Source organism: Acinetobacter kanungonis (genome assembly GCF_009939195.1).
GTDB classification, from domain to species: domain Bacteria; phylum Pseudomonadota; class Gammaproteobacteria; order Pseudomonadales; family Moraxellaceae; genus Acinetobacter; species Acinetobacter kanungonis.
The window spans coordinates 119,340-143,333 of sequence record NZ_JAACKC010000003.1 but is presented as its reverse complement, the minus strand read 5'-3'; the positions used below and the strand labels follow the sequence as shown (position 1 = coordinate 143,333).

Annotated in this window: 22 protein-coding genes; 10 read left to right on the top strand and 12 right to left on the bottom strand. The window is 43.9% G+C overall.

The window, feature by feature from the left end:
• The first annotated feature begins 122 nt into the window (after nucleotides 1–122).
• Genes pilB through coaE form a run of 4 tightly spaced genes read left to right on the top strand, consistent with a single transcriptional unit; the run spans nucleotide 123 to nucleotide 4,564 of the window.
• Complete coding sequence (pilB, locus tag GWK51_RS06940; protein ID WP_161933158.1) at nucleotides 123–1,829, top strand: type IV-A pilus assembly ATPase PilB; 1,707 nt, start codon at nucleotides 123–125, stop codon at nucleotides 1,827–1,829.
• A 28-nt stretch (nucleotides 1,830–1,857) separates the two neighbouring features.
• The gene (locus GWK51_RS06935) at nucleotides 1,858–3,084 is read left to right on the top strand and encodes a type II secretion system F family protein (protein WP_161933157.1); all 1,227 of its coding nucleotides are present in this window, start codon (nucleotides 1,858–1,860) and stop codon (nucleotides 3,082–3,084) included.
• Nucleotides 3,084–3,944, top strand: coding sequence for a prepilin peptidase (locus GWK51_RS06930; protein WP_161933156.1), 861 nt, complete (start codon nucleotides 3,084–3,086; stop codon nucleotides 3,942–3,944). The genes GWK51_RS06935 and GWK51_RS06930 overlap by 1 nt, the downstream gene beginning before the upstream one ends.
• Nucleotides 3,945–3,946: 2 nt before the next feature.
• Nucleotides 3,947–4,564: a dephospho-CoA kinase gene (gene coaE / locus GWK51_RS06925; RefSeq protein ID WP_161933155.1), complete on the top strand. Its 618-nt coding sequence runs from the start codon at nucleotides 3,947–3,949 to the stop codon at nucleotides 4,562–4,564.
• Here the strand turns inward: coaE and GWK51_RS06920 are convergent.
• The 3 genes from GWK51_RS06920 to ppnP all read right to left on the bottom strand — a co-directional run bounded on the left by GWK51_RS06920 (nucleotide 4,561) and on the right by ppnP (nucleotide 6,726).
• Entirely contained in the window at nucleotides 4,561–5,478 is a 918-nt protein-coding gene (locus tag GWK51_RS06920) for a DMT family transporter (protein WP_161933154.1), read from the bottom strand. The genes coaE and GWK51_RS06920 overlap by 4 nt on opposite strands.
• A gap of 33 nt (nucleotides 5,479–5,511) precedes the next feature.
• A complete protein-coding gene (rlmB, locus tag GWK51_RS06915; RefSeq protein WP_161933153.1) occupies nucleotides 5,512–6,264 on the bottom strand; it encodes a 23S rRNA (guanosine(2251)-2'-O)-methyltransferase RlmB in 753 nt (250 codons plus the stop codon).
• A gap of 138 nt (nucleotides 6,265–6,402) precedes the next feature.
• Complete coding sequence (gene ppnP / locus GWK51_RS06910; RefSeq protein WP_016168405.1) at nucleotides 6,403–6,726, bottom strand: pyrimidine/purine nucleoside phosphorylase; 324 nt, start codon at nucleotides 6,724–6,726, stop codon at nucleotides 6,403–6,405.
• A 331-nt stretch (nucleotides 6,727–7,057) separates the two neighbouring features.
• On the opposite strand from ppnP, the gene recN reads away from it, so the two are divergent.
• From recN to ruvX, 3 genes are all read left to right on the top strand, one after another.
• Nucleotides 7,058–8,719 carry a DNA repair protein RecN gene (recN, locus tag GWK51_RS06905; protein WP_161933152.1) on the top strand — a complete coding sequence of 554 codons (1,662 nt, stop codon included), beginning with the start codon at nucleotides 7,058–7,060 and terminating at the stop codon, nucleotides 8,717–8,719.
• Nucleotides 8,720–8,830: 111 nt separating this feature from the next.
• Nucleotides 8,831–9,385 (top strand): YqgE/AlgH family protein, encoded by a 555-nt coding sequence (locus GWK51_RS06900; protein ID WP_100242748.1) that lies wholly within the window; start codon nucleotides 8,831–8,833, stop codon nucleotides 9,383–9,385.
• A complete protein-coding gene (ruvX, locus tag GWK51_RS06895; protein ID WP_142769665.1) occupies nucleotides 9,378–9,821 on the top strand; it encodes a Holliday junction resolvase RuvX in 444 nt (147 codons plus the stop codon). Before GWK51_RS06900 ends, ruvX begins: the two co-directional genes overlap by 8 nt.
• Before the next feature lie 40 nt (nucleotides 9,822–9,861).
• Here the strand turns inward: ruvX and GWK51_RS06890 are convergent, their stop codons facing one another.
• Genes GWK51_RS06890 through GWK51_RS06880 form a run of 3 tightly spaced genes read right to left on the bottom strand, consistent with a single transcriptional unit; the run spans nucleotide 9,862 to nucleotide 13,203 of the window.
• Nucleotides 9,862–10,866: an HlyD family secretion protein gene (locus GWK51_RS06890; RefSeq protein ID WP_161933151.1), complete on the bottom strand. Its 1,005-nt coding sequence runs from the start codon at nucleotides 10,864–10,866 to the stop codon at nucleotides 9,862–9,864.
• A gap of 38 nt (nucleotides 10,867–10,904) precedes the next feature.
• Entirely contained in the window at nucleotides 10,905–11,114 is a 210-nt protein-coding gene (locus tag GWK51_RS06885; protein ID WP_161933335.1) for a DUF1656 domain-containing protein, read from the bottom strand.
• A gap of 1 nt (nucleotide 11,115) precedes the next feature.
• Complete coding sequence (locus tag GWK51_RS06880; RefSeq protein ID WP_161933150.1) at nucleotides 11,116–13,203, bottom strand: FUSC family protein; 2,088 nt, start codon at nucleotides 13,201–13,203, stop codon at nucleotides 11,116–11,118.
• A 436-nt stretch (nucleotides 13,204–13,639) separates the two neighbouring features.
• Here GWK51_RS06880 and GWK51_RS06875 point away from each other — a divergent pair, with 436 nt between their 5' ends.
• Nucleotides 13,640–14,413, top strand: a complete 774-nt coding sequence (locus GWK51_RS06875) for an IclR family transcriptional regulator (RefSeq protein WP_161933149.1) — start codon at nucleotides 13,640–13,642, stop codon at nucleotides 14,411–14,413.
• A gap of 263 nt (nucleotides 14,414–14,676) precedes the next feature.
• Here the strand turns inward: GWK51_RS06875 and pgsA are convergent, their stop codons facing one another.
• The 4 genes from pgsA to GWK51_RS06855 all read right to left on the bottom strand — a co-directional run bounded on the left by pgsA (nucleotide 14,677) and on the right by GWK51_RS06855 (nucleotide 18,558).
• Entirely contained in the window at nucleotides 14,677–15,264 is a 588-nt protein-coding gene (gene pgsA / locus GWK51_RS06870; RefSeq protein ID WP_100242754.1) for a CDP-diacylglycerol--glycerol-3-phosphate 3-phosphatidyltransferase, read from the bottom strand.
• Nucleotides 15,265–15,373: 109 nt separating this feature from the next.
• Complete coding sequence (locus GWK51_RS06865) at nucleotides 15,374–16,168, bottom strand: thioesterase family protein (RefSeq protein ID WP_161933148.1); 795 nt, start codon at nucleotides 16,166–16,168, stop codon at nucleotides 15,374–15,376.
• Between the two features lie 107 nt (nucleotides 16,169–16,275).
• Nucleotides 16,276–18,075: an excinuclease ABC subunit UvrC gene (gene uvrC / locus GWK51_RS06860; protein ID WP_161933147.1), complete on the bottom strand. Its 1,800-nt coding sequence runs from the start codon at nucleotides 18,073–18,075 to the stop codon at nucleotides 16,276–16,278.
• 93 nt (nucleotides 18,076–18,168) lie between these two features.
• Nucleotides 18,169–18,558 carry a winged helix-turn-helix transcriptional regulator gene (locus tag GWK51_RS06855; RefSeq protein WP_142769671.1) on the bottom strand — a complete coding sequence of 130 codons (390 nt, stop codon included), beginning with the start codon at nucleotides 18,556–18,558 and terminating at the stop codon, nucleotides 18,169–18,171.
• 103 nt (nucleotides 18,559–18,661) lie between these two features.
• Here GWK51_RS06855 and GWK51_RS06850 point away from each other — a divergent pair, with 103 nt between their 5' ends.
• Nucleotides 18,662–19,663: a zinc-binding alcohol dehydrogenase family protein gene (locus GWK51_RS06850; protein WP_161933146.1), complete on the top strand. Its 1,002-nt coding sequence runs from the start codon at nucleotides 18,662–18,664 to the stop codon at nucleotides 19,661–19,663.
• Between the two features lie 62 nt (nucleotides 19,664–19,725).
• Here the strand turns inward: GWK51_RS06850 and GWK51_RS06845 are convergent, their stop codons facing one another.
• Both GWK51_RS06845 and lpxO read right to left on the bottom strand, forming a co-directional pair.
• The gene (locus GWK51_RS06845) at nucleotides 19,726–20,136 is read right to left on the bottom strand and encodes a PH domain-containing protein (RefSeq protein ID WP_161933145.1); all 411 of its coding nucleotides are present in this window, start codon (nucleotides 20,134–20,136) and stop codon (nucleotides 19,726–19,728) included.
• Nucleotides 20,137–20,250: 114 nt separating this feature from the next.
• Nucleotides 20,251–21,165 (bottom strand): lipid A hydroxylase LpxO, encoded by a 915-nt coding sequence (gene lpxO, locus GWK51_RS06840; protein WP_161933144.1) that lies wholly within the window; start codon nucleotides 21,163–21,165, stop codon nucleotides 20,251–20,253.
• Nucleotides 21,166–21,834: 669 nt separating this feature from the next.
• Here lpxO and fadB point away from each other — a divergent pair.
• Nucleotides 21,835–23,988 carry a fatty acid oxidation complex subunit alpha FadB gene (gene fadB / locus GWK51_RS06835; RefSeq protein ID WP_161933143.1) on the top strand — a complete coding sequence of 718 codons (2,154 nt, stop codon included), beginning with the start codon at nucleotides 21,835–21,837 and terminating at the stop codon, nucleotides 23,986–23,988.
• Nucleotides 23,989–23,994: the final 6 nt, after the last annotated feature.

Below are 23,994 nucleotides of genomic sequence, written 5' to 3'. Positions count from 1 at the left end.
GTTCATGCTTTTCATCAATACTTAGCCCAACACAACATTTTCAGATATGGTATTTTTATACAACAAAAGTATAATTTTACGATACCAATTATAAACAATTTAATTGAAGTAGGCATTTGCGAATGACAGCACTACAAAGTTCTCCACGATTTACAGGTTTTATTCGCCGCTTGGTCGAAGATGGGCTAGTTTCTACTGAAAATATGCATATTGCAGTAACCAATGCCAAGAAAGCCAACCAAGATATTGTTCCTTATCTGATTGAGAACTCGAAGCTTAATCCACTCGTGATTGCCGAAAAAATTTCTGAAGAATTTGGCGAACCCTTATTTGATCTTTCAACTTATGATGCTTCACATATTTTAAAAGATATCGTTGAAGATAAACTTATTACTAAATTCAGAATATTGCCCATTTTCAAACGTGGGCATCTTTTATTTGTGGCAACCAGCAATCCCACGAATATTGAAGCTATGGATGCGATTCGTTTCAACAGTAAACTCAACATTGAAGTCATTATTGTTGAACATGACAAATTAGAAAAAATCATTGAACAAAATTATGCAGAAGACAGCACCTTCGAATTTGATGATGACTTTGAACTACACGTGCATGAGGAAAATACCGATCAAGAAGATAATGATGATCAACCTCAAGAAGATGAAGCTCCGATTGTTAAATATATCAATAAACTACTGATTGATGCGATTCGTATGGGTGCATCCGACTTACACTTTGAGCCTTATGAAAAAGTCTATCGTGTACGCTATCGTGTAGATGGTGTTTTACGTCAAATCGCAAATCCCCCATTACAGTTAGCCACTCGCTTAGCCTCACGCCTAAAAGTTATGTCACAAATGGATATTGCTGAAAAACGTGTGCCGCAAGATGGTCGTATCAAACTTAAAACTTCCAAGACCAAAGCCATTGATTTCCGTGTTAACTCCCTTCCTACACTGTTCGGTGAAAAAATTGTACTGCGTATTCTAGACCCCTCTAGTGCAATGCTCGGGATTGATGCCCTAGGTTATGAACCTGAACAAAAAGCCTTATTTATGGAGGCACTGGAAAAACCGCAAGGGATGCTGCTCATTACAGGTCCTACAGGTTCAGGTAAAACCGTCTCGCTCTATACTGGCCTGAATATTCTTAATAAAGAAGATACCAATATTTCCACCGCGGAAGATCCAGTTGAAATTAACTTAGAGGGCATCAATCAGGTCAACGTGAATAATAAAGTTGGTCTCACCTTTTCCGCGGCATTAAAATCCTTCTTACGCCAAGATCCAGACATTGTCATGGTCGGTGAGATTCGAGACTTGGAAACTGCAGAAATTGCGATTAAAGCCGCACAAACAGGTCATATGGTGATGTCAACCCTACATACCAACAGTGCGCCAGAGACACTCACACGTTTAAGAAACATGGGCGTCCCTTCCTTTAACATTGCAACCTCTGTAAACTTGGTAATTGCACAACGTCTGGCTCGACGACTCTGTTCACAATGTAAAACACCTGTTGAAATACCTCAAAATAGCCTGTTAGAAATGGGCTTTACTGAACAGGATATACAACATCCTGACTTTAAGATTTTTCAACCTGTCGGATGTTCTGAATGTCGAGAAGGTTACAAAGGACGTGTCGGAATATATGAAGTAATGAAAGTTACACCTGAGATATCCAAGATTATTATGGAAGATGGTAATGCAATTGAAATTGCAGAAGCATCGGCAAAATCGGGGTTTAATAATCTACGTATTTCAGGCTTAAAGAAGGTCATGCAAGGGGTAACTTCTCTTCAAGAAGTCAATCGTGTGACCAGCGAATAAAGTGAGTATTTAAAATAAGGATAAATGCATGGCTGTCAAAAAAGCACAGATGATGCCAACCTTCAGTTATGAAGGAGTTGACCGCAAAGGGCTAAAAATTAAAGGGGACTTACCTGCACGAAATATGGCTTTAGCAAAAGTCACATTACGCAAGCAGGGTGTGACCATTAAAACCATTCGGGAAAAACGGAAGAATATTCTAGAAGGCTTGCTTAAAAAGAAAGTCAGCACGCTAGATATCACCATTTTTACTCGACAATTGGCAACCATGATGAAAGCAGGTGTACCCTTAGTACAAAGCTTTGAAATTGTGGCTGAAGGTCTAGAAAACCCCGCCATGCGTGAAGTCGTTTTAGGCATTAAAGGCGAGGTTGAGGGTGGTAATACCTTTGCAGGCGCCTTACGTAAATATCCTCAGTATTTTGATAACCTATTTTGCTCCTTAGTCGAATCTGGTGAACAATCTGGCGCACTGGAAACCATGCTCGATCGCGTCGCCATTTATAAAGAAAAAAGCGAACTCTTGAAACAAAAAATCAAAAAAGCCATGAAATATCCAGCCACGGTCATCGTCGTTGCAGTGATTGTGACGATTATTTTGATGGTGAAAGTGGTACCTGTATTCCAAGAAATATTTACCTCTTTTGGTGCTGACCTTCCTGCATTTACCAAAATGGTGGTGAATATGTCGGAATGGATGCAAAAATACTGGTTCATTCTGATTATTGCGATTGGTATTGTAATTGCTGCTTTTCTTGAAGCAAAGAAGCGTAGTAAAAAATTTCGCGACTTCTTAGATAAGACCGCATTAAAAGCTCCAATTTTTGGTGATCTCGTCTATAAGGCCATTATCGCCCGCTACAGTCGTACCTTAGCGACCACGTTTGCAGCAGGTGTTCCATTGATTGATGCCTTAGAATCGACGGCAGGAGCAACCAACAATGTGGTCTATGAACAAGCTGTAATGAAGATTCGAGAAGATGTCGCCACAGGTCAACAACTTCAATTCTCGATGCGCGTCACCGACAAATTTCCATCTATGGCAGTTCAAATGGTCGCGATTGGTGAAGAGTCAGGCGCGCTAGATGCCATGCTAGACAAAGTTGCGACTCATTATGAAAATGAAGTGGATAATGCAGTTGATGGCTTAACATCGATGATGGAGCCATTGATTATGGCAGTACTCGGGGTACTCGTTGGTGGTCTCGTGATTGCCATGTACTTACCAATCTTCCAAATGGGTTCTGTGGTTTAATGTACGACTTAATCAATTATTTGGTTCAAAACCCAACTGCACTTTATGTTGTGGTTGGGATTATTAGTTTATGTATTGGCAGCTTTCTGAATGTGGTGATTTACCGCACGCCTAAAATGATGGAACATGAATGGCGTCAAGATTGCCAATTATTGCTACATCCAGAACAAGCGATTATTGATAATGAAAAGCTCAGCCTGAGCCAACCAGCTTCGACATGCCCAAAATGTAAAACTCCAATCCGCTGGTATCAGAATATCCCCGTGATTAGCTGGTTAGTACTACGCGGTAAATGCGGGACCTGCAGCAATCCGATTAGTATCCGTTATCCTCTTGTGGAGTTACTCACAGCAATTTGTGCCTTAACAGTTGTAGCAATTTATGGTCCAACCCTTCAGATGCTGTTTGGTTTAATCCTAACCTACACGTTGATTGCACTGACTTTTATCGACTTTGATACCCAGCTTTTACCAGATCGCTACACCCTTCCATTGGCAGCATTAGGACTAGGGATCAACAGTTATTCTATTTATACCTCTCCAAGCATTGCCATCTGGGGCTACATCATTGGTTTTCTTTGCCTTTGGATTGTGTATTACCTGTTTAAAATCATTACAGGTAAAGAAGGCATGGGCTATGGTGACTTTAAATTACTGGCCGCTCTAGGCGCGTGGATGGGACCCTTAATGCTACCCTTGATTGTGCTATTGTCTTCATTGGTCGGTGCTATTATCGGGATCATTCTTCTCAAAGTCCGTAAGGAAAACCAACCTTTTGCATTTGGTCCCTATATTGCGATTGCAGGCTGGATTGCCTTTTTATGGGGTGAGCAAATCATGAAAGTTTATCTGGGACAATAGCGATGCTAACTCCATTCATTCTAGGCCTAACAGGCGGAATTGGCAGCGGGAAATCCGCTGCCAGCCACTGGTTTGAAAGCCAAGGCATTCAAGTGATCGATGCCGATGTGGTGGCACGAGAAGTGGTTGAACCTGATCAACCCGCCCTGCATGCGATTCAAACTGCTTTTGGAGACTGGGTGCTCGATAAAACAGGAGCACTGAATCGTAAAGCCTTACGCGAACATATCTTTCAGCATGCTGATGCACGAAAAGTTTTAGAAGGCATCACCCACCCTGCCATTCGCCAGTCTATTATTCAGCAGCTACAAGCTGCCACTAGCCCTTATGTGATTTTGGTCTCTCCCCTGTTACTGGAAACCAATCAACATGAACTCACTGATCGCGTGTTGCTGATTGATGCCTCAGAAGATCTACAGATTGAACGTGCCAGTCAACGTGATCGGCAAAGCATTAAACAAATTCAACAGATCATTCAAGCACAAATGCCGAGAACGCAAAAACAGCAACTGGCGCACGATATTGTGCTGAATGACGGTCATCTCAAGCATCTTTATGCCCACCTGGAACCATTACATCAACAATATCTCAGCTTGGCACAACAAAAGAAGTCAATTTAGGACGACTTCTTTTGTTGATCGAGTCGTTCCTGTAATGAATCTTTCCGTAACCAGCGCCATGGCTGTAAAGCACCAATAGCCATACCGAATAAACCACACATAATTGCGATGCTGAGAGGCTCATTGAGTAATGGAACTGCCAGAATCGCAGCAATAAAGGGCGCTAAAGTGACAATACTGCCAGCCTTAAAGGCCCCTAAACGTTTAATGGCTTCCACATAAGTCAGGGTTGCAACAATCACCACAAAGATGCCATGGAAGAGTGTTTGCAGCACCAAATGCATTGGCTCTGGCTGATCAAGATGTTTCGGTAAGAATAATACATAAATCGGCAAATAGATGATTGCAGACCAAATCGCCACACTCGCCATAGAATGCCAAGCGGAGAGTTTCCACTGCCGTAATAGTACCGTAAAAATCCCCCACCACATGGCACTGAGTAAAAACAGCAAATCTCCGAAACCAAAGGCAACCCCTGTTTCCTGATACATCAGATAGGCCATTGAGCCAATTGCGGTCAACATAATTGACAGACTTAACCATGTATGCCGATCAAAAGGTTGCTGAAACAGAAGATAAGCAGCAATCGCTGTACATAAAGGTAAGCAACCATTTAGAAAAATTGCGGCATGTGCCGCTGGCACGTAATGAAAAGCGCTATAGGAGGTCAGGCAATACGCCACACCACCAATAAGCGCTAAAATCACAGGTTGCTTATGCCACAAGAATGCCGTGTCTTTCTTATAAATTAAAATCGGCATTAGAATGCAAAATGCCAGTGCAAAACGTAATGCGGTAATATCCCATGCACTGATATGCCATTGCGCACTTAAACGGGAGGTTAAAGTGAAACCACCCCAAATGCACATTGTTATAGCAACAAATAAATAACCTTGGGAGCGGTGTGAAATCATGATTTAAACAATATTTTAGAGAATAACGGTGAATCAAACACTTTGGCGTTGGCGACAAGCTTCATACAGTGCCATGCCTGTTGCAACACTGACATTCAAGCTTTGCAGGTTACCCGCCATTGGAATATAAACCGTCTGATCACATTGTGACTGGGTCACAGGACGTAAACCCGTATCTTCAGCGCCCATTACCACACACACAGCCGTACCTGTAAAATCAAATTTTTGTAGCGGTAATGCCTTTTCATCCAGCATGGTTCCGACCACACGGACATTAAATTGCTCTTTAATCTGCCCCAAAGTGCGTGCCAAATTGGTGACCTGAATAAATTTGACCTTCTCGGCACCGCCTGCTGCTACTTTACGTGCGGTCGGGGTTAAGCTTGCTGAACGATCACGCGGCACAATCACGGCTTCAACACCCATGGCTGCTGCGGTACGAATACATGCGCCTAGATTATGCGGATCTGTGACTTGGTCTAAACCTAGCAATAAACAATTCGGCGATTGCTTTAATAATTCTTCTAAATCTTTTTCATTTAAAACTGGATTAGGACGGACTGCAGCCACGACCCCCTGATGGAATGGTAAACCCGCCATTTTTTCCAATCGATCGCGACCAGTTTGTTGTACGCTAATCCCAAAAGGTTCGGCCAACTCAAGTACACGTTTTAAACGTTGATCGTCACGCCCCTTTAAGGTGAACAAAGTCAGAACACGTTCAGGCTCCAATTCTAACAGAGACTCTACCGAATGAACGCCATAATAATATTCAGGTTTTGCCATGAACAACCTCGAGCAAGCAGAATGACAGGGAGAAATGAAAAAAAAAGAAAATCCTGCAAAGTTGCCTTTACAGGATTTTGACATAAGCCATAGTTTAACTGATTTTAGTTAAAATAGCTTTGCTTATCCGTCCTAGACTTAGCCTTCTAAATGGCAAACGTAGTCCAAAACTTCATCTGTTTCAATTTTAAAACGGCTATTGCCTGGGACATAAAAAGATTGTCCTGCACGGAACAATTCGCTTTCTTCGCTATCCGCGATTTTGACACGACATTCACCAGAAATAATTTCCATACGCTCAGGCACATGCGTTTCAAACGTTAAGGCTTGTTCAGTTGGAAGAATTACGCCTAGGGTTTTTTTGGTTCCATCTTCAAATTGAACCGTATGGCTGATACACAAACCGCCAAAGTAAACGTTCGATTTTTTGATAACTGATACATGATCAAACTGAGCTGACATGCGTATTCTCCAGATGATGCGCATAAATATCTTAATGATTGATGTAGTTTAAATAGGCAATTACAACTAATCAATCGATGTTTCTCTGTAAATAGCATTTTTCCTAGAAAACCTAGAGTCACACTTTTACAGCCCCCATGTTTTAACAGAAAAAGTGTATCTGATTGAGGTCTCAGACTCAAATTGCTTTAGTCTTAAATCTTTACTATGCAATTGAAAAATTTACGCTAATATAGAATCCAACACAGTGACAGCCCAGCTTGTATCTTGTGATAATTAAAAAACTTGACTATCTTACAGAAACCAAACTTTTCGCAGCTTGGACGCGTTTATGCTGACACATTTAACTCTCATCAATTTTGCCTTAGCTGATCACTTAGCCATTGATATTGATCAAGGTTTTAATGTTCTCACTGGTGAAACAGGTGCAGGAAAATCCTTACTCCTAGATGCACTTTCGGCTTGCTTGGGCGAACGTACCGATACCAATTATGTGCGTTATGGCGCCGATAAGGCGGATATTACAGCCGTCTTTAGCTATGAGCCGCAGAGTCCCGAAGCGAACTGGTTAGCGCAACATGAGTTAGATGATGATTCGGGCGAAATTCATTTAAGACGCGTGGTGTTTGCCACAGGGCGTAGCAAAGCCTGGATTAATGGACGCCCAAGTAGCTTGTCCGAACTGAAAGAGTTGGGACGACTACTGGTACAACTCTACAGTCAGCATAGTCAGCAACAACTTTTAGAGCCACCTTATCCTAAACACTGGTTAGACCGTTACAGCAACTTTACCCAACCTGTGCAACAGGTCAAAGATGCTTATGCGAACTGGCAGCAAACCATTCGTCTGCATCAGGCGGCACTGGATGCGCAAGCGACCCGCAAGCAACGGATTGAAACGCTTGAATTGCAGCTCGAAGAATTAGAAGACGTGGTGCAACTGGAATATAAGGAAATTGAACAAGAGTTTGATCGACTTAGTCACCATGAACACATCATGCAGGACTGTAGTTATGCCTTAAATGCACTGGATGAAGCCGAACAAAATATTAATCAGGAATTGTCTGGACTGATCCGTCGTCTAGAATCCCATGCGGGACGCAGTGAACAGTTGGCTGAAATTCATACATCTATTTTAAATGCGCAAAGTGAACTGGATGATGCAACCGCAAATTTACGTCAGTTTATTGACCGTCAAAGCTATGACCCTGAACGAATGGAAGAATTAAATACCCAACTTGAAGCCTTCCACCGTTTTGCACGCAAATACCGTACTCAGCCTGAAGCCTTAAAAGCTGAATACCAAGGCTGGCAAACTGAATTAGAACAATTACATGCACTGGAAGACCCTGAAACTTTAGCAGAACAAGTTGAACTGGCACATCAGGACTTTTTAGCCAAAGCCCAGCATTTAGATGACATTCGACGTGAAGCAGCGACCCCATTAGCCAAACAATTAACCGAACAAGTCAAACAATTGGCGCTGCCTGAAGCGCATTTCGAATTTAAGTTTGAACCGCTGGAACAAGCCTCTGCCGATGGTCTCAGCTTTATTCAACTGTTATTTACAGCCAATAAAGGCATCCCTGCTCAACCTTTGGCGCGCGTCGCTTCGGGCGGTGAATTGTCCCGTATTGCTCTGGTGATGCAGGTCATGAATGCAGAGAAAACCGAAGCCGAAGTTTTGGTCTTTGATGAAATTGATGTAGGGATCAGTGGAGGTACTGCGGAAATTGTCGGACGTTTACTGGCAGATTTGGCTCAACACGTGCAAATTCTCTGTATTACCCATCAGGCACAAGTGGCAGCACAATCAGATCAGCATTTACTGGTGAAAAAACAGCAAACCGATCCTGCCAGCAGCACCATTATTTCCCTAGAAGAACAACAGCGTATTCTAGAACTGGCACGCATGACCGGTGGCGTGGAAATTAGTGAAACCACGCTGCAGCATGCCAAACAGCTGCGCCAATTAAAGTTTCAAACGGCATAAATTTAATATCAAAGCGATAAAAAAGATTGGTGAATACGACAAAGTCTTGTAAGTTGAAAGCATACAGACCGTGATCATCACATCCATGAATGTTTAAGGAGAAATGCTTAGGTGACCAAACAATATCTCACGCATCGTTGCCTGATTGCCCCGCCAGAAATGAAAGATGAGTTTTTTGCTCATACCGTCATTTATTTGGCTCGTCATGATGATGAAGGTGCGCAAGGCATTATTATCAATCGACCTTCTGGCATTTCCGTAAAAGAATTACTTAATGATCTAGAAATTGATGCCGATAATGTGCATCCCCATGATGTTCTACAGGGCGGTCCATTGCGCCCTGAAGCAGGCTTTGTGTTGCATACAGGGCAACCGACGTGGCATTCATCGATTGCGGTTGGTGAAAATGTCTGCATTACCACATCCAAAGATATTCTAGATGCCATTGCGCATAATGAAGGGGTCGGACGCTACCAAATTGCACTGGGCTATGCCAGCTGGGCAAAGCACCAACTGGAAGATGAAATCACCCGCGGTGACTGGCTGATTTGCGATTCGGATATGGATCTGATCTTCAATCTTCCATACGGCGAACGTTGGGATGCTGCCTATAAGAAAATGGGCGTTGATCGTACCTGGTTATCTTCAGAGATTGGTCATGCCTGAATTAGCTCAACCCCAATTAATCATGGCATTTGACTTTGGCACACAGAAAATGGGCATGGCGGTTGGACAGTCGATTATTTCTAGTGCCAATCCCCTGCCTTTGTTTCCAATGAAAGATGGCATTCCACACTGGGACAATTTGCTGAAAGTGGTCAAACAACATCAACCGAATTTATTTTTGGTTGGCTTGCCGTTAAACATGGATGACAGCGAATCGGAACTTTCCACCCGTGCCCGCAAGTTTGCCCGTCGCTTGCGTCATCAAACCAATATTGAAACCTTAATGGTCGATGAACGTCTCACCACCCGCGAAGCACGCGATGAGCTGGATCATTATCAAGCCCAAGGTCGGGGCAAAAAGCTGGCTGCCGACAGTCTGGCTGCCGCACTCTTGATTGAGAGCTGGTATCGCCATCCCGAAGGTGTACAGCCTTAAAACCTGACCAGGAAAAGGAGAAAACTCCTTTTCCATGTTGTTATTGCTTGGTTTGAATATGAATGGTCGCTGTTCGACCTGCTACAAATGCCAACTGGTTTTTCGGCATTTCATCCAGCACAATTTTCACAGGTACGCGCTGGGCCAAACGCACCCACGTAAAGGTTGGATTCACATTGGCCAACAAGGTAGAACTGCTGGAACGCTCGCGGTCTTCAATGCCCGAAGCAATGCCCTGCACATGACCTTTAATTTTCTGATCATCGCCCATTAACTGCACCGTTGCAGGGTCACCAATTTGAATATGGTTCAATTTGGTTTCTTCAAAATAGCCCACCACATACAGTTGCTGACGATTGACCAAGGCAGCCACAGCATCACCAGTTTTCACGTAATTACCGACTTGCAAACCAAAATTGGATAAGCTGCCATCCGCAGGTGCAACCACTTCAGAACGGGTGAGATTGAGCTGCGCCAAATGCAAATTACTGTTAGCCACTTCAATCAGTGCTTTTTGTTGCACAATATTGGCTTGTGCCTGTTCTATGGCCGCCAACATCTGCTCATGTTCGGCATGTGATTGATCTCGTGCTGCAAAGATCTGATCCTGCTCTTGTTTTGAAATCGCGCCATCCATTAAATTAGCGTAGCGGCTGGCATTTTTATCTGCCAGATTGGCATTGGCTTTAGACTTCACCAGATTGGCTTTGGCTTGTGCCAAGGCGGCCTCAGCTTCAGCTAATCCCGCATGGGCTTTGGCTAAATCGGATTTTGCCTGTTCGACATCCAGTGACTGACGTGCCACATCAATTTTAAACAGCACCTGCCCTTTTTTCACCGTTTGGTTATCTTCTACTAAAACCTGAGTCACCAAACCAGAAACATCCGAAGACACTTGCATGACATCTCCTCGGACTCGGCCATCACGTGTCCAAGGTGCTGAATTATAATAATTCCATAAATGCACCACCACGTAGATCGCTGCCAGCAACATTACGGCTGTCACGATCGGTCGTATGACCTTACGCGTATCCAAGGTATTCATGTCTGTTTCCTCTTCACTAATCCAATCATCTGTACGGCCTAAATACCCCAAAACACCAAAAACACTTCATGCACGCCCATCAATAAAACGAGATAGAGGCAAAGATTGAAGACCCCTGGTAAAGCAATCCACCCTTGATCAATCCACCTATCGCTCAAGATGGAAACCAATTTAAAAACAACATAAGCACAAATGGCCTGCATGAGAAAAACAGGAATATAAATTCCATAGACATTCAATTCTCCCATCTCAGGCTCCTTTTTCTGCTGCATGCCCTGCCTTTACAGGGGGATGTTCATGAAAAATACTGCTGCGAATATTATTAATATTCATGCTGACCCGCGTACAAATTTCAGCATTCGACTCATCCTTTAAGCTTTGTTCTACAAGCTTTAAGTCGATAAACACTTGTTGCTTCAGTGCTTCGGGTAAAATCTGTTGTTTTTCTTGTGCTAAAAAGGCCTGTTCCAAGCTCTGTTGTAACGTCAGCAACGCCTGTTGCAAAGTCCTATTAAGCTTCGGATTCTGCACAAATTCCGCCAGACGACTCAGGTTGATCACGGCACTGGTCTCAATTAAGGCCAAATTCATCGCCCGTTTGATATGTTCTGATTGCACCAGCTTGGTATTCAGTACACCAATGCGATCTAACATGCTGCGTAAATGAATCCGAAACTGTACTCCATATGGAATAAATAAGGCTTCACGCATCGCTTTATAATGTAATGCCAAAATACGATTGGCACTGGTTTCTGGCGACATGGCTCGAATAAAATAAATTGCCAAAATGGAGATGATCGGACCAACCACACCTGCCATTGCCGTATCCATCAGCAACACCGCATCCGTGCTATAACGGTTTTGCAGATTCAAACTCATAATGAAGTTGATCAACATCGGTAAAGCCAAACCCATCAACGGCGGATTCGGGAACATGCTCAATAAATACAATGACAGCGGCGCCAGTACAAAGGCCAACTGCCAGAACTCATGCACCTCGGGCATAATCACAAAGGCATAGAACATGGTAATAAATGCCGCATAGACTGAACCGCGCACAAACAGGCGTAATGCAGGGACAGGATTGTCCAGACCAGACAAGATACACACGCTGACTGCCGTCAACTGCGCCATCATATAACCCGCATGCCAACCACTATAAATCCACAGCAAGAATGAGATGATCGTGGCGATGCTTGCTGCGACCGCACTACGCACTGCTACCCCATGATCGCGATGTAAACTCGGATAGGAGGTGGTCAAGGTCACGATTTGCTCTGGAATGCGTTTGTCGCCACGTTGAATCAGATCCCACAGGCACTTGATGGTCACCACATTTTCCATAAAGTGGCGAATATCCATTTTGAGCGCATTTAATGCAGTCTGTTGTTCAGCCGTTGCCAGATCCGACAAAGCAGCGAAATCTTGTTCAAAACTATCTGGCAACTGCTTCAACTGCTCGGCCTGTACGTGCTGCTGCGATTGTAAAAATTGCAGTACATGCTCATGCAAGAGCGGTAACACCTGTCGATAACGGGTATCGATTTGATCCAGCTGGGCAATACGTTCCGACATCGCAACCAAGTTGGCAACGGTCATACTGACCTGATGCAAGAGTTCTTGTAGTGACTTGGTCATGCCCTGTAAAGCGCTACGCTCATAATTTAAATGAACGGCTAAGGCATGAATATCTGAAGTGTCGCGGGTAATGCCCGCCAACAGTTGGGTATAACTGCTACTGTGCTCAGGATCGGTCAAAATACGGCGAAACACCTGACGTGTATCATCCAGCGTTTTTTGCACACGCTTTTGTAGCAAACTGCCTAAATGCACAGGAAACAGCGTACTGGAAACCACGGCGCTACACAGTACCGCCACCGATATTTCCAAGATACGCCCCAGCGCCATATCAAACACGCTATGGGTACTAATACTGTTGATCGAGCTACAGACCACCATCACCGTGGTATAGCCTGCCAACATGAACACATAACTGCGCGGAGTACGGTCTAACAAGGAGATATACAGGCACACGCCGACCCAGCCTGCCAAAACCAAGGTGAAAAAGATGGGAAGATCGATAAATTGAGGCGTCAGTACAATGGCAACAATCCCGCCAATGAATGTGCCAAGCAGGCGATAAACTGCCTTCGAGGACACCATCCCGGCATAAGGATGTGCCACAATAATCACTGTGCCTGCCGCCCACATCGGATAGGTCAGATCAAGGGAAAATGCAATAAACAGCGCCAATAACATCGCAATAAAGGTTTTAACTGCAAAAACCAAATCCATGCGACTAGGGCGAAAAGCCAATATCGGTTTAATTAATAACATCGTCCCATCCTTTAGACGAAATCAGACTGCTGAGCTGTTTCAAAGTCACACCAATGTCGACAATATCAATATGCAAGATCTGTCCATTCCGCGCAATCACGGTGACAAAAATAATGATTTAAATGAGGGTGCAGACCGTAACGTGGGAGAAACGTCATGGCTGCAATTCATGCGTAAATTTTGAGCTGCAAAATTTACAGTGAGAAATTCAATGCGGCTATTTTGCGAATAATCCACACCAAAGTCAAATAAAATATCTCATTATGATAATTTGATTTAATTATTTTTATAATTTTATACATTAGAAAGACAAATTATCGCCACATGCCGAATTTTGACTCTCCCGTCGTTTTATTACAAAAGCCCTGCAAGCCAACCCACAATTTGTTATAACATTACTTTAAATGTCTTTTTATTTTTGACGTTGTGGCTTGTTATGACACTTTCTAGTTTTGGTAAAATTCTCACCGTTTTAGACCTGTTTTCAGTGTCTCGCCCGATCATTAATGTCGATATCATTAGTGAAGAACTTGGCCTTTCTAAACCAACCAGCTATCGCTATTTAAAAGAATTGGTCTCTGCTGAACTATTACAACGCCTGAGTGGCACTTCTGGGGACTATACCCTTGGCTCAAAAATTGCCGTTTTAGATTATATTTCGCACAAATCGAATCCATTGATTCAAATCAGTATTCCTTTCATGAAGGAAATTGCGGAACGGACGGAATTTTGCTGTCTGTTGACCCATCTCAATCATGACTCCTGTATTGACTTACATCATGAAGTAACCAAAGGTGTGACGTTATTGTCTTATGGTCGTGGCTGTCCTCGCCCTGTCTATGCTGGCTCTTCACCGAAAACCATCATTTCGCATTTACCGAAACAAGGAATTCTGGATTATTACCAGCGTTTTGCAGTGCAACTTGATGAGGTGGGTTTTGCGCATGATGAACAAGAATTCTTGAGCAAAATGAAAAAGATCAAAAAGCAGGGCTATTACTTCTCCAATGGTGAAGTCGACCCGAATGTGTCTGGTCTGTCTGTACCCATCAAATTTTCCAGCAAAGAACCGCCTTTGGCACTAACTGTGCTCGGTTCCAGAAATCGATTTGAATTTGTCAATTTAGATAAACTGATCGAAGTTTTACACAGCAATGCTGCCTTGATTGAACAAAAGTTCATTGCCTTGTCTAGTGAAAACGCACTCTAAAACACTGCAAGCCGTATACAAGAATTGAACAAACTGATGGGGGATATTTTATTGAATCCAGCAACAAATTCTCATAATATGATTATAGTTCTTCAGCGGCTTTATGTTTCCATGACATGAATACGCCCTATTCTCCCTCAGAAGTTGTTGTTAGAAAGCTCAAGCACCGTCTTGGGCTTTTTAATGTCTGTACCTCCTGCTTTAAGTTTAAAAATTTCAGGCATAAAAAAACTCCAGTACTGGAGTTTTTTTAGAATTCGCAATTAAGGCTGTTTTAAGTACGGCCACGCCGCCCTTAAATAAATAAACATCGACCACAAGGTCAAAACCACCGCGGTATACAACAGTAAATACGCCAAGGTTTCTAGCGGTTGCCAATTCAATAAAAATACTGAAATCGCAATCATCTGAAACGCGGTTTTGTATTTACCGACAGTCGATACAGCCACATTGGTGCGGGCACCGAGTTCAGCCATCCACTCTCTTAATGCAGAAACGGTAATTTCACGCGAGATAATTACAATCGCGGCAAAAGCCATGGAAATTGACGGCTGCCATTGTACCAATACAATCAATGCCGCTGCGACCATCAGCTTGTCGGCAACAGGGTCAAGGAAACGACCAAATGCCGAGGTCTGGTTTAAGGTTCTGGCCAAATAGCCATCGAACCAGTCCGTGACGGCTGCCAAGACAAAAATCGCAGTCAGGATCATGTGCCGCGTCAAACCGCCATCATGCCCCGCAACCCCAATGGCAGGTGGCCAATAAGCAATTAATAAAAATACAGGAATCAAGGCGATACGCGCCAAGGTCAAGATATTTGGAATGTTCAGGATTCGACCTGCTGTCATAGACACCGCCAACTTTTCCCCTTTAAGTGCGATGAGTTGATGTATTTGATTAACACATTTTACTCATCGTATTTAGGGCTCACTTTATACGAATTGGCGTACAGTGTCACTAGGCAAACACCGTAACGGTTTGTCTAGAAATGGCAATTAAGCGATTTTCTGCATCCCACAAATGCGCATATTCGGTGGCATAGCCTTCGGCAGCATAGTCGGTAAAAACTTTATATTTAAACCAATCATGCAAATTTTGCTGTAATGGATTTACATACGTTACATGCCAAGTCAAAGAACTGGCGGGTGCCAAATTCTTAAACAAAGGCAGCACCCCTGGCGGCCAGATATCAAAAAGCGTCATCAAATCGGCCACCCCAAAAGCTCGATCCTGATGCTTTTCAGGTTCAAAGCGACACCAGCCGCCAAAGTCACTTTGGCTACTGGCAGTACAAGGCACAGCACCTTCTGCCCAGCGCACATCAAACTGCTGATAACATTGCGGGAAATCTGCATGCTTTTGCATGCCTGATAAATGCTCGGGGGGCAAATAATTCGGTGCTGCGCGCTCCTGACGCACATGAATTTCGGAAGATCGGGCTGTACCAAAGCTGGCAATTAAAATGCTTTGTACCGCATCATCCTGCCATAAACGCACTTCTACAGTGGTGACCGATTTGCCCTGACGCAAGATTTCCGCAGTAATTCGCGCCGCGCCCTGCTGCACAGGCCCCACAAAAGTCACACTGGTACTCAGCAAGCGCTTGCTTGAATCGGCAATACTGAGCAGGGCTTTTTGCATCATCAGTCCTGCGACCACGCCACCATAAATGGTCCGCCCCTGTAACCAACCCTCTGGGATGTCAATCCATTCACTTTGCTCAAGCGCCTGATACACCGTTAGCAGTGACATGTATGTTCTCTTATTTTATCCTTTGGGAAATATTGTTCACCAAGTTCGAGCGTTTGTGAATGCTATGTGACTGCTGCGTCAATGAGCATTTTTGCTATTTACCCTGCTTATTCATGCAGAATTTTATAAATGGTGCGTGCCATGACTTCACCCAAGCCCGGCACCAAAGTCAGCTCATTTTCTGAGGCTTTCAGTACCCCCTGAATTCCACCAAAATGGGTCAGTAAATCACGGCGACGCTTCGGCCCTAATCCCGGAATCACTTCCAAGATAGATGAGCCACGCTTTTTATCGCGTTTGGCACGATGTTTGGTAATCGCAAAACGGTGCGCTTCATCACGCACTTGCTGAATCAGGTGCAATGCCTTGTGATCTTCGGGCAATTGAATTTTGGTGCCATCGGTAAAGTGCAAGGTTTCCAAGCCCGGTTTACGCCCCTCCCCCTTGGAGACCCCAACCATAAAGGCATCCAGCGCCAAGTCCTGCATCACCTGCATCGCCATGTGCAATTGTCCCTTACCCCCATCAATCAGCAATAAATCGGGCAGCATATGCTTTTTATAACGTCGTGTTAGCGCTTGTCGCATTGCCGCATAATCATCGCCTTCGGTAATGTCTTGAATGGAGAACTGACGGTAATCCCGTTTCCGCGCGCCACCCGCATCGAACACCACACAAGATGCTACAGTAGCTTCGCCCATGGTGTGCGAAATGTCGAAACATTCAATCCGATCAATCGGGCGACCCACCACTTGCTCCAACTGATGAAAGCGCTCATTCAGTTCCAAGTGATTGGCAAGTTTGCCTTTAATGGCATGTTGCACATTCATCTGTGCCAACTCCAGCCACTCGGCACGAGTCTCGCGGACATTGTGTTTAATCTGAATTTTCTGTTCAAAATGCTGCTGCAAGGCTTGTTCGAGTTCCTTACGATTCGGAATTGCCACATTGACAATCAATTCATTCGGCACTTCATCCGCCACCTGAAAATAGAAATTCGCCATAAATTCTGACAGCATTTCGCCCAAATCATCGCCCAACATGTCAGGGAAATAGGCTTTACCCCCCAGCATTTTGCCATTCCGCACATGCATAATTTGAACACAGGTCACACCAGCTTGATAGGCAATCGCCAAAATATCGGCTTCGCCCTTAATTTTATAAATCGCTTGCTGTGCCTGCACATCACGCAGTAATGCCATACGATCCCGATAGAACACAGCCTTTTCAAATTCCAATGCTTCTGCCGCCGCTTCCATTTTCTGAATCAATTCCTGATTCAGCTCTCGGGTATCGCCCTGTAAAAAGCGAATGGAATTATTGACATCTTCCTGATAATCCTCAGGGCTAATCAAACCCACACAAGGTGCAGAACAGCGTTTGATTTGATACTGTAAACAGGGACGCTTACGCTGCGAAAAATAGCTATTTTCACACTGTCTGACATTAAACAGTTTCTGTAATACCAGCAGCGTATCACGGGCATTATAGGCACTCGGATATGGTCCAAAAAACTTGCCGACCTGATGTTTACCCTTGCCACGTCCGCTGGCAATCCGCGGATAAGGTTTATCTGCCGAGATAAAGATATATACATAGGATTTATCATCGCGCAGCATAATGTTATACGGCGGACGATGCAGCTTAATCAGGTTTTGCTCGAGCAATAGCGCTTCGGTTTCGGAACGCACCACCAAGGTTTCAATGTCATAAATCCGTGCCACCAACGCCTGTGTTTTGGGATGCTCAATAGTTTTGACAAAATAACTCGACACCCGATTTTTCAGATTTTTGGCTTTGCCGACATAGAGTAACTCGCCGTCTTTGCCCAGCATACGGTACACTCCGGGCAAGGTGGTCATGTTGGCTAAAATCTTTTCGATATGTTCACGGGCGTTTTCGTTCACAGTGCGTTAAAACCTTGGAAAGTTATTCAATGATGTGGATGTGCAAAGCAACTTTTTCAAGCCGCCCTGCTAAATCCATTGTGCGTTATTCATTTACAGCTCTAGGGTTAATTTTTCTGGTGGCTGCTCTTGTTTGACTTGTCCATACAAATCCATGTGCTCATCGCCCCATGCTTTTAGCGCCATTAAAATCTCTCGTAAACTCAGGCCCAAAGGCGTCAAACTATATTCCACCTTGGGTGGCACCTGAGGATAGACTTGGCGGTGAATAATGCCATCTTCTTCTAATTCACGCAGTTGATTGGTTAGCATGCGTTGCGTCACGTTCGGAATCCGTTTACGAATTTCACTAAAACGTAGCGTATGTTCGGTCAATAAATGCCATAAAATAATACTTTTCCACTTCCCATCCAGAATGCCAATGGCGGCTTCCACCGCACACCCTGGACTGCAATTAAAGCGCGAATGCTTTGCTTTACTCATTTCAATAGTATCCTTTTCTACACTATATGCGAAATTTAACCGTATAGACTCAATTTAAAACTACGCTAAGATTTTAATCATAAACTAATCCGAGATTAAAAATATGAAAGCTGTGGGATATTTACAGGCCGGTGATGCCGAGCAACTACAAGATGTTGAACTACCCGTACCAACGCCAAAAAACAGAGAAGTCTTGGTGGCAGTTCAAGCGGTTTCGGTCAATCCTGTCGATTGTAAAATCCGTACTCGCGTCTCCCCTGAACAGGGACAAGTTAAGGTCTTGGGTTGGGATGCCGCAGGTGAAGTGGTCGACGTGGGTCCAGAAGTAGAACACTTTAAAGTGGGTGATCAGGTCTGGTATGCGGGTGACTTGACCAAAGCAGGCACCAATGCCGAATTTCATGTGGTGGATGAACGGATTATCAGCCTAAAACCACAAAATCTGTCCTTTGCCGAAGCAGCAGCCTTACCCCTCACCAGCATTACTGCATGGGAAATGCTGTTTGATCGTTTGCAAGTACAACAGCATGATCATCCGCAAGAATCGATCCTGATCATTGGCGGTGCAGGTGGTGTCGGTTCTATGGCAATTCAATTACTGAAAGCCAAAACCCAACTCAAAATCATTGCTACCGCCTCGCGCCCTGAAACGCAGGCTTGGGTAAAACAGTTGGGGGCAGATGTAGTGTTGGATCATCGCCAGCCTTTGGCTGAACAAATTCAGGCACAAGGCTTAACTGCACCGCGCTATGTGCTTTCCACCACGCATACAGGCAGTTATCTGACTCAAATTGCAGAACTGATTGCCCCACAAGGACGGTTTGGTCTGATTGATGACCCTGAACAACTAGACATTAATCTGTTTAAACGGAAATCGGTGGCAGTGCATTGGGAATTTATGTTCACCCGCTCCATGTTCCAAACCGCGGATATGTCTGCACAGGCGCATCTGCTGCAACAAGTCACACAATTGATTGAAACAGGAAAAATTAAAACCACCTTGAATCAGGTCATGGGCAGTATTAATGCCGCCAATATTCGTCAAGCGCACCGTGCAATTGAATCGGAACGCACCCAGGGTAAACTGGTGCTTGAAGGATTCTAATCTACAAAAGCCCTCATACTAGAAAGGATGAGGGCTTTGGATGGCAAACTGAAATGAATGAATTAAGAGGGTTGCTGCAAAGCCTGACAAAATGCCGTTTTATCTTTGGGTGAAACCAGTACAAATTTGGCTTTACCTTCCTTGAGATAGTCGATACGGAGACGATCCAAAGACAATGCAGGCGATGAAACCGAATTCGTACTTGGACTCACCTGTTGAATGCTCGATAAGGGAATTTTCCAAGCCAGAAACATACAGGTAATGATCAGTTGATCTGCTTCAACTCGATATTGCGTGTTCCATACGGGCCACCACAACACTGCAATGGTGAGCACATAAGTCAGGGTATGTACTGGATATTGCGCCATGGTGCCTTTGGCATACATGGTCAGTAATAATTGAATCAGCAAGCCCGTCATGGCAATGATAAAACCTAAAATCCACCAATCTTTTTTTGAACGAAATTTTTGCATATTCTCCCCCATTTGCTCTTATCTTACACAAAAATCCCTCCGCTGTAAGAGCATGCCCTGTTGAATTTAAGACAGAAAAAAACGCCCCGTAGGACGTTTAAATTCGATTAATCTTTAGAACACATAAGGACGTACAAAGATCAGGAAGAAAATCCCTAGCATCAGGAACCATTTTAAGAAATAGTACAACTGACGATTGGTTTTCTTTAATTCTTTGGCTTTTAAACGTAACTGATATACATAGCCAAACACCTTGTTCAAGCCACCCGTTTGGTCACCTGTTTCATTCGGCGAGCTGGCAGCCGTCATCACATTTTTACCAAACCAGTGATTAAATTTTTGCATCAAGCGAGTCTTTAACGGACGCTCGACATCGGCAAAGAAAATAATGCGATTTTGATCGGTTTTGTTTTCGGCATAATGAATGTAGGTTTCATCAAACACCACGCTTTCACCATCGCGCCATGAATAACGTTGCCCATCGACATCAATAAAACAACGGTCGTCATTCGGTGTGATTAAACCCAAATGGTAACGTAATGAACCTGCATAAGGGTCTCGGTGACGTACCAAACGGCTATCAGGTGCCAGTTCGGTAAACATTGCGGCTTTAATGCTCGGCAAGGTCTTTAACAATTCAGTAGTTTTCGGGCACAATTCTGCTGCCGATGGATGTGCCGAGTCATACCATTTCAGATAAAAACGCTTCCAGCCTGTTTTGAAAAAAGAGTTAAATCCAAGATCATCATAACTGCTGGATGCTTTAATACCGCCGCGCTCATACAAGGCTTTGGCTTCATCTCGAATCATTTCCCAGTTTTCATCCAAGACTTTCAAATCTTTAAAATATTGGGTTTCAATATAGGGCTGATTGGGCACCTTGGAAAACAGGTACATCAAAAAGTTAATTGGCGCCAATAGGGTTGAATGGTCAAAAAATTGACGGTAAAAAGAATGACGCACTTTACCGCGATTTTGGATATATAACGCTGAAATCACAAAAATCGCCAAGATAATCCACTTAATCATACAGCACTCTTTTCATTGCTTCTGATGATCACACTTTGCAGCATGATCATGGGTCTAGACATTAATTTTGGCGAAATTCTATCAAATCTCTCCGTTTTTTTCATACCATCCAGATAAACCCTCACTCTGTAATGCTGAAACACCTGAATTTTACTTTGAATTTTCCCGTAGTCATCTCAGTCAAATGTCTGTCTTTCCTGCGTAGGTATCGGTCATAAAATCACGCATCCCTACAAGTGAAAAATGGTCTGTTGATGCACCCTCACTGATCCGCTTATCCTCTAGCAGCATCAACTGCTTAATCCACCTAACAATAGATAAATTACTGGAAACTTCCAAAATACAATTGACTTTTTTGACATAAAACGCATAGTGAGAAGCGGTGGTTTTTTATTCTCCATCAGACATAACAAGCGCAGAACTATTACAATTTTTTGATAAAAAACAGAAGCATCTTATTGAACAGTTTTTCACACACTTTTTTCTTCAATAATTTTTGCTGTAAAGGAAATTAAAATTGATGACCATTGCGTCACTGCTTGATACAACTTGTTATGTTCTTTTTGGATATAGTTATCGTAAGATTAGCGAAGCATTCATGTGCGCAGAACAAGCGAACACGCTTCAAAACATCAACTTAGAAGTCCTCCAAAATAAAGGAGATCAGGCATGATCCACGCTGGCAATGCCATTACCGTCCAAATGCTTTCGGACGGAATTGCAGAATTCCGCTTTGACTTACAAGGTGAGTCGGTCAACAAATTTAACCGTGCAACGATTGAAGATTTTAAAGCTGCTATTGCTGCTGTAAAAGCAGACAGCTCTGTAAAAGGCTTGGTCGTTACTTCAGGTAAATCTACTTTCATCGTTGGTGCAGACATCACAGAATTTGGTGAAAACTTCGCACAAGGTGAAAAAGCGATTATCGACTGGGCAATGCCAGTACATGACATCTTCAACAGCTTTGAAGATTTAGATATTCCTAAAGTTGCTGCAATCAATGGTATGGCATTGGGCGGTGGTTTTGAAATGTGTTTGGTTTGTGACTACCGTGTCATGTCTGAACAAGCGCAAGTGGGCTTACCAGAAATCAAACTCGGTATCTTCCCTGGTTTCGGTGGTACTGTTCGTTTAAGCCGCGTGATTGGTATCGACAATGCGGTTGAATGGATGGCAATGGCTGCGCCGAAAAAGCCTGCTGCTGCGTTAAAAGATGGTGCTGTAGACGCAGTCGTTGCAGCGGACAAACTTCAAGATGCGGCAATTGACTTGGTAAAACAAGCACTTGCTGGTCGTGTAGACTGGAAAGCTAAACGTCAAGAAAAACTTGACCCAGTGAAATTGAACCAACTTGAACAAATGATGGCGTTCAACACGGCGAAAGGTGCGGTTCTTGCGAAAGCAAACCCTGCGCAATACCCTGCGCCAAAACTCCTGTTGGATTCATTACAAGCAGGTGCAAGCCTTCCACGTAATGACGCATTAAAAGCGGAAGCTGAAGGCTTTGCCAAAGCAGCCGTTACCCCACAAGCAGGTGCATTGATTGGTTTATTCATCAATGACCAAGTGGTGAAGAAAACTTCGAAAAAATATGAAAAAGGTGCTCACCCTGTTAACCAAGCAGCGGTTCTAGGCGCGGGTATCATGGGTGGTGGTATTGCTTACCAAGCGGCAAGCAAAGGCACACCAATCATCATGAAAGACATTGGTAATCCACAACTTGCTTTGGGCATGAAAGAAGCCAATGGCTTACTGACCAAACAAGTTGAACGCAAGAAAATGAAGCCTGCTCAAATGGGTGAAACACTTGCGCGCATCCGTCCTACTTTAAGCTATGACGAGTTTAAAGAAGTAGACATCGTGATTGAAGCCGTGACTGAGAACCCTAAAGTGAAGGGTATCGTACTGGCTGAAACCGAGAAAAATGTTCGTGAAAACACGATCATCGCATCGAACACATCTACGATTTCGATTACACGTTTGGCTGAAAATCTACAACGTCCTGAAAACTTCGTAGGTATGCATTTCTTTAACCCAGTTCACATGATGCCGTTGGTCGAAGTGATTCGTGGTGAGAAGACTTCTGCTGAAGCGATTGCAACGACTGTGGTGCTTGCTCAGAAAATGGGTAAAACACCAATCGTAGTCAACGACTGCCCAGGCTTCTTGGTAAACCGCGTATTGTTCCCTTACTTTGGTGCGTTTGACCTTCTGCTTAAAGACGGTGCGGACTTCCAGCAAGTTGACAAAGTGATGGAAAAATTCGGCTGGCCTATGGGTCCTGCTTACCTCATCGACGTAGTCGGTATCGACACAGGCGTACACGGTGCGGAAGTGATGGCAGAAGGTTTCCCTGACCGTATGAAGCCAGACTTCAAAGGCGCAACTTTAACCATGTACGAAAACAAACGTCTTGGTCAAAAGAACGATGTTGGTTTCTACCAATACGTACTGGATAAAAAAGGCAAGAAAGCTAAAACTGTTGATCCAGTGGCTTATGAACTTGTGGCATCTGTGACAACTGCTGAGAAACACGAATTCGACCCTCAAGAAATCATTGACCGCATGATGCTTGCTTTCTGTAACGAAACGGTTCGTTGCTTGGAAGACAACATTGTTGCTACTGCTTCTGAAGCGGATATGGCGATGATTATGGGTGTAGGCTTCCCTCCATTCCGTGGTGGTCCATGCCGTTACATCGACCAAACAGGTGTTGCTGAATACGTTGCACTTTGCGACAAATATGCACACTTAGGTAAAGCTTATGAAGCGCCACAAATGTTGCGTGACATGGCTGCTAACAACAAAAAATTCTACGGTTAAGGAGCA

What these genes read in the sequence shown, in the direction of transcription:
- fadB (WP_161933143.1), top strand. Translation starts at nt 21,835, where the DNA reads ATGATCCACGCTGGCAATGCCATTACCGTCCAAATGCTTTCGGACGGA.
- recN (WP_161933152.1), top strand. Translation starts at nt 7,058, where the DNA reads ATGCTGACACATTTAACTCTCATCAATTTTGCCTTAGCTGATCACTTA.
- GWK51_RS06845 (WP_161933145.1), bottom strand. Translation starts at nt 20,136, where the DNA reads ATGCAAAAATTTCGTTCAAAAAAAGATTGGTGGATTTTAGGTTTTATC.
- GWK51_RS06920 (WP_161933154.1), bottom strand. Translation starts at nt 5,478, where the DNA reads ATGATTTCACACCGCTCCCAAGGTTATTTATTTGTTGCTATAACAATG.
- ruvX (WP_142769665.1), top strand. Translation starts at nt 9,378, where the DNA reads ATGCCTGAATTAGCTCAACCCCAATTAATCATGGCATTTGACTTTGGC.
- GWK51_RS06930 (WP_161933156.1), top strand. Translation starts at nt 3,084, where the DNA reads ATGTACGACTTAATCAATTATTTGGTTCAAAACCCAACTGCACTTTAT.
- GWK51_RS06875 (WP_161933149.1), top strand. Translation starts at nt 13,640, where the DNA reads ATGACACTTTCTAGTTTTGGTAAAATTCTCACCGTTTTAGACCTGTTT.
- GWK51_RS06855 (WP_142769671.1), bottom strand. Translation starts at nt 18,558, where the DNA reads ATGAGTAAAGCAAAGCATTCGCGCTTTAATTGCAGTCCAGGGTGTGCG.
- coaE (WP_161933155.1), top strand. Translation starts at nt 3,947, where the DNA reads ATGCTAACTCCATTCATTCTAGGCCTAACAGGCGGAATTGGCAGCGGG.
- pgsA (WP_100242754.1), bottom strand. Translation starts at nt 15,264, where the DNA reads ATGACAGCAGGTCGAATCCTGAACATTCCAAATATCTTGACCTTGGCG.
- GWK51_RS06880 (WP_161933150.1), bottom strand. Translation starts at nt 13,203, where the DNA reads ATGTTATTAATTAAACCGATATTGGCTTTTCGCCCTAGTCGCATGGAT.
- GWK51_RS06865 (WP_161933148.1), bottom strand. Translation starts at nt 16,168, where the DNA reads ATGTCACTGCTAACGGTGTATCAGGCGCTTGAGCAAAGTGAATGGATT.
- GWK51_RS06850 (WP_161933146.1), top strand. Translation starts at nt 18,662, where the DNA reads ATGAAAGCTGTGGGATATTTACAGGCCGGTGATGCCGAGCAACTACAA.
- pilB (WP_161933158.1), top strand. Translation starts at nt 123, where the DNA reads ATGACAGCACTACAAAGTTCTCCACGATTTACAGGTTTTATTCGCCGC.
- lpxO (WP_161933144.1), bottom strand. Translation starts at nt 21,165, where the DNA reads ATGATTAAGTGGATTATCTTGGCGATTTTTGTGATTTCAGCGTTATAT.
- GWK51_RS06890 (WP_161933151.1), bottom strand. Translation starts at nt 10,866, where the DNA reads ATGAATACCTTGGATACGCGTAAGGTCATACGACCGATCGTGACAGCC.
- rlmB (WP_161933153.1), bottom strand. Translation starts at nt 6,264, where the DNA reads ATGGCAAAACCTGAATATTATTATGGCGTTCATTCGGTAGAGTCTCTG.
- GWK51_RS06935 (WP_161933157.1), top strand. Translation starts at nt 1,858, where the DNA reads ATGGCTGTCAAAAAAGCACAGATGATGCCAACCTTCAGTTATGAAGGA.
- ppnP (WP_016168405.1), bottom strand. Translation starts at nt 6,726, where the DNA reads ATGTCAGCTCAGTTTGATCATGTATCAGTTATCAAAAAATCGAACGTT.
- GWK51_RS06885 (WP_161933335.1), bottom strand. Translation starts at nt 11,114, where the DNA reads ATGGGAGAATTGAATGTCTATGGAATTTATATTCCTGTTTTTCTCATG.